Consider the following 3914-nt stretch of genomic DNA (forward strand, 5'->3'; position numbering starts at 1 on the left):
TGAAAAATTAGTTTTATGTGGTATGCAGACAGAATATTGTGTGGATACCTCTGTCAAGGTTGCCTTTGAATATGGCTATCAGCTTATTATTCCAGAAGGAACTTGCACGACGTTTGATGGCGATGACATTCCAGCAGAAACGATAAATGAATTTTATGAGGGCATTTGGGAGGGGCGCTTTGCAGATGTCCTAGATTACAAACATATTTTCTAGAAAGAGGATTAAATGAACGAAAAAGAATTACTAGAACTAGTCGTGAAAGCGGCTGATGAGAAACGTGCTGAGGATATTCTTGCACTTGATGTACAAGAATTAACCAGTGTGACAGACTACTTTGTTATCACTAGCTCAATGAACAGTCGTCAGTTGGATGCTATCGCTGACAATATTCGTGAAAAAGTAGCGGAAGCAGGCTTTAAAGGCAGCCATGTCGAAGGTGATGCAGCTGGAGGCTGGGTCTTGCTAGACCTCGGCAGTGTCGTTGTGCATATCTTTTCAGAAGAAATGCGTGCCCACTATAACCTAGAAAAGCTATGGCATGAGGCTAATTCTGTAGATCTCTCAGAAACTTTATAGTCTTTTCCTTTATCTTTTATTACGGCGTTAACTCATTTTGCCTAACTCTAGTTATGCCTGCAATTCGTTGCCTAGTACTAAAAGCAAACGAAAAGACTATAGCGTTACAATTGAACTCAGTTGCAGTCAACTGGGTTTTATTTGCTTATTTTAGAAGAAAATTGATTGAAAGGTAAAGGGCGAGTGGTGTTTGCCATGGACGCTCTTGGTATCATGATTATGGCAACTTATGAAACTTTTGCGGCGGTATATGATGCGGTCATGGATGATAGTTTATACGACAAATGGACGGACTTTTCGCTACGCCATTTGCCTAAAACCAAGGACAGAAAGAAACTCTTGGAATTGGCTTGTGGGACAGGGATTCAGTCTGTGCGCTTTTCTCAAGCTGGCTTTGATGTGACTGGGCTTGATTTGAGTGCGGATATGTTGAAGATTGCTGAGAATAGAGCTACTTCAGCCAAGCAAAAGATTGATTTTATTGAAGGCAATATGCTGGATTTATCTAAGGCTGGTAAATACGATTTTGTCACTTGTTATTCGGACTCTATCTGCTACATGCAAGATGAAGTGGAGGTTGGAGACGTCTTTAAGGAAGTGTACAATGCCCTCAATGAAGATGGCGTCTTTATCTTTGATGTGCATTCGACTTACCAGACAGATGAGGTCTTCCCAGGTTATTCTTATCATGAAAATGCGGAAGACTTCGCTATGCTTTGGGATACCTATGAGGACGATGCTCCTCACTCTATCGTGCATGAACTGACCTTCTTTGTCAAGGAGACAGACGGTTCCTTTAGCCGTCATGATGAAGTCCATGAAGAGCGTACTTATGAAGTCTTAACCTATGATATTCTGCTGGAACAGGCTGGCTTTAAATCCTTTAAACTCTTTGCAGACTTTGAAGACAAGGAGCCAACAAAAACCAGTACCCGTTGGTTTTTTGTGGTGCAGAAGTAGGAGATGGATATGGTTCGATCAAAATATTCTTGGGAAGAAGTTTCGCAGTTTAATCGTATCCGTCAAAATGGAACGCTTTGGGAAAAAGATGGGCAGTACTTCTATGTTCAGGAAGAAGGGACCGTGTTTTCAGAGTTAGTCGTTTACGATATGTCTAAGAAACTTTTTGATATGTTAGTAAATGGAATAAAATCAGAGGATGATATCCGACATATGCTGATGTATGGAACATGGCCAATGACGGTTGCTGGATGCCATAGACCAACAATGTTGATAGCTTATCCTGAGTTACAAAAAAATTATAGCAACGAACAACTGGCAGAAATCCTTCCAGTAGGAGAAAAACAATGGCTTAACTGGAGAGGAAGATTGCCTGAGCGGTATCGTAGATTTCGTCATTAGATAGGGAGAACATCATGACTATCACAGGTATTATCGCGGAGTTCAATCCTTTTCATAATGGCCATAAATACTTGCTGGAACAGGCAGATGGCCTGAAAATTGTGGCCATGTCTGGGAATTTTGTTCAACGTGGCGAACCTGCTATTGTGGACAAGTGGACACGGGCTCAAATGGCACTAGAGAATGGTGCAGATTTAGTTGTAGAATTGCCCTTTTTAGTCAGTATTCAGGCGGCGGATTTTTTCGGCCAAGGTGCAGTGGCTATCTTGGCTCGTTTGGGAATTGATACCTTAGCCTTTGGGACAGAGGAAGTTCTGGATTATCAGAAAATTGCTGACCTATACTCAGAACGTGGTCAAGAGATGGAGAAATTTGTGGATAATTTACCTGATTCTCTTTCTTATCCCCAGAAAACCCAAGCTATGTGGAAGGAATTTGCAGGTCTTGATTTTTCTGGTGATACGCCCAATCATGTCCTTGCTCTTGCCTATGCCAAGGCAGTCGCGGGGCGCAACATCAAACTTCATCCAATTCAACGTCAGGGAGCGGGTTACCATTCGGTGGATAAGGATGTTGACTTTGCCTCAGCGACAGCTCTTCGTCAGCATCAAAATGATCAAAATTTCTTAGAACGTTTTATGCCTTCGGTTGCTCTTTTTGAAAATGCTAGCAAGGTAAACTGGGAAGATTATTATCCTTTGCTTCGCTATCAAATCTTGTCAAATCCAGATCTAACAACCATCTATCAGGTCAATCAAGAAATGGCGGTGCGCATCAAGGAGGCTATTAAGATGTCACAGAATTTGGAAGAATTGGTAGAGTCAGTTGCCACTAAACGCTATACCAAAGCACGTGTCAGACGCCTCTTGATCTATATCTTAGTGCAGGCAAGAGAAAGTAATCTGCCAGAAGCCATTCATGTCCTTGGATTTACTGAAAAAGGCAGGCAACACCTCAAGTTTCTGAAAGGGCAGGTTAGTCTAGTCAGCCGAATTGGCAAAGAACCCTGGGATGCCATAACCCAAAAGGCAGACCAAATTTATCAACTGGGACACCCAAGTATCGCAGAACAAAATTTTGGTCGAGTGCCAATTAAAATTGAATCAAACTGAGTCTACTTTGAGGTAGGCTTTTTTAGTTTTTTTCGAATAAAATAAATAGATAGAAAAGGAAAAATCTTGTACAAGTTCCTGACAATTTTATTCTTTTCGTGTATAATAATGGAAAAGAGGTAAAACGAGGTATGGTTATGGAAGCAGTTCTTTACTCAACATTCCGAAATCATTTAAAGGACTATATGAAGAAGGTAAACGATGAGTTTGAACCTTTGACAGTGGTCAACAAAAATCCTGACGAGGATATTGTCGTCCTTTCAAAGAGTGAGTGGGATAGTATTCAAGAAACCGTGAGAATTGCTCAGAATAAGGAGCTTTCTGACAAGGTCTTGCGAGGAATGTCCCAAGTTCGTGCAGGACATACTCAGGTTCATGTGATTGAGGAGTGATGGATGCTACTCAAGTTTACAGAAGATGCCTGGGCGGATTATTGCTACTGGCAAACTCAAGACAAGAAAACGCTAAAAAGAATCAACAAACTAATCAAGGATATTCAACGCGATCCTTTCACAGGCGTAGGAAAACCAGAACCGCTCAAGTATGAGTACCAAGGAGCTTGGTCGCGTCGTATTGACGCAGAAAATCGCTTAATCTATATGATTGATGGAGAAAGAGCGGCTTTCTTGTCTTTCAAAGATTATTATTAAGTCTACTTTGAGGTAGGCTTTTTAACTTATTTTTTTCTAAAAAAATCTTTAAAAATTTGGTTAGTAACAATAGCCTAGTTTATCAGGGAAAATAAGGATTTTAATCCCCAAAATAATGCTAAATTCCCAAACTAACTTCCATCGCCAATAAAAGTGGAAGTTAGTCTGATAAAAATCGTAAAAACCAGTGGAAATCCGTGTCAGGGTAAGTTC

General features: G+C 40.8%; 7 protein-coding genes. All 7 read left to right on the forward strand.

What is annotated here, in order from left to right; genetic code table 11:
* On the forward strand, positions 1–214 hold a 214-nt coding region (locus E7C97_RS09100), incomplete at its 5' end, for an isochorismatase family protein (RefSeq protein ID WP_316109003.1).
* A 12-nt stretch (positions 215–226) separates the two neighbouring features.
* A complete protein-coding gene (gene rsfS, locus E7C97_RS09105; protein ID WP_045763167.1) occupies positions 227–577 on the forward strand; it encodes a ribosome silencing factor in 351 nt (116 codons plus the stop codon).
* 219 nt (positions 578–796) lie between these two features.
* A complete protein-coding gene (locus E7C97_RS09110) occupies positions 797–1537 on the forward strand; it encodes a class I SAM-dependent methyltransferase (protein WP_045763259.1) in 741 nt (246 codons plus the stop codon).
* Positions 1538–1546: 9 nt separating this feature from the next.
* Positions 1547–1939: a hypothetical protein gene (locus E7C97_RS09115; RefSeq protein WP_006153606.1), complete on the forward strand. Its 393-nt coding sequence runs from the start codon at positions 1547–1549 to the stop codon at positions 1937–1939.
* Between the two features lie 14 nt (positions 1940–1953).
* Positions 1954–3051, forward strand: coding sequence for a nucleotidyltransferase (locus E7C97_RS09120; RefSeq protein WP_045763168.1), 1098 nt, complete (start codon positions 1954–1956; stop codon positions 3049–3051).
* Positions 3052–3188: 137 nt separating this feature from the next.
* The gene (locus tag E7C97_RS09125; RefSeq protein WP_198921493.1) at positions 3189–3443 is read left to right on the forward strand and encodes a type II toxin-antitoxin system Phd/YefM family antitoxin; all 255 of its coding nucleotides are present in this window, start codon (positions 3189–3191) and stop codon (positions 3441–3443) included.
* A gap of 3 nt (positions 3444–3446) precedes the next feature.
* Positions 3447–3701 (forward strand): Txe/YoeB family addiction module toxin, encoded by a 255-nt coding sequence (locus E7C97_RS09130; RefSeq protein WP_316109007.1) that lies wholly within the window; start codon positions 3447–3449, stop codon positions 3699–3701.
* Positions 3702–3914 lie beyond the last annotated feature (213 nt).

Source organism: Streptococcus sp. (assembly GCF_032481935.1).
Lineage (GTDB): Bacteria > Bacillota > Bacilli > Lactobacillales > Streptococcaceae > Streptococcus.

Bases quoted from the DNA above. Each gene is read 5' to 3' on its own strand.
- E7C97_RS09115 (WP_006153606.1), top strand. From the start codon at position 1,547: ATGGTTCGATCAAAATATTCTTGGGAAGAAGTTTCGCAGTTTAATCGT.
- rsfS (WP_045763167.1), top strand. From the start codon at position 227: ATGAACGAAAAAGAATTACTAGAACTAGTCGTGAAAGCGGCTGATGAG.
- E7C97_RS09125 (WP_198921493.1), top strand. From the start codon at position 3,189: ATGGAAGCAGTTCTTTACTCAACATTCCGAAATCATTTAAAGGACTAT.
- E7C97_RS09120 (WP_045763168.1), top strand. From the start codon at position 1,954: ATGACTATCACAGGTATTATCGCGGAGTTCAATCCTTTTCATAATGGC.
- E7C97_RS09130 (WP_316109007.1), top strand. From the start codon at position 3,447: ATGCTACTCAAGTTTACAGAAGATGCCTGGGCGGATTATTGCTACTGG.
- E7C97_RS09110 (WP_045763259.1), top strand. From the start codon at position 797: ATGGCAACTTATGAAACTTTTGCGGCGGTATATGATGCGGTCATGGAT.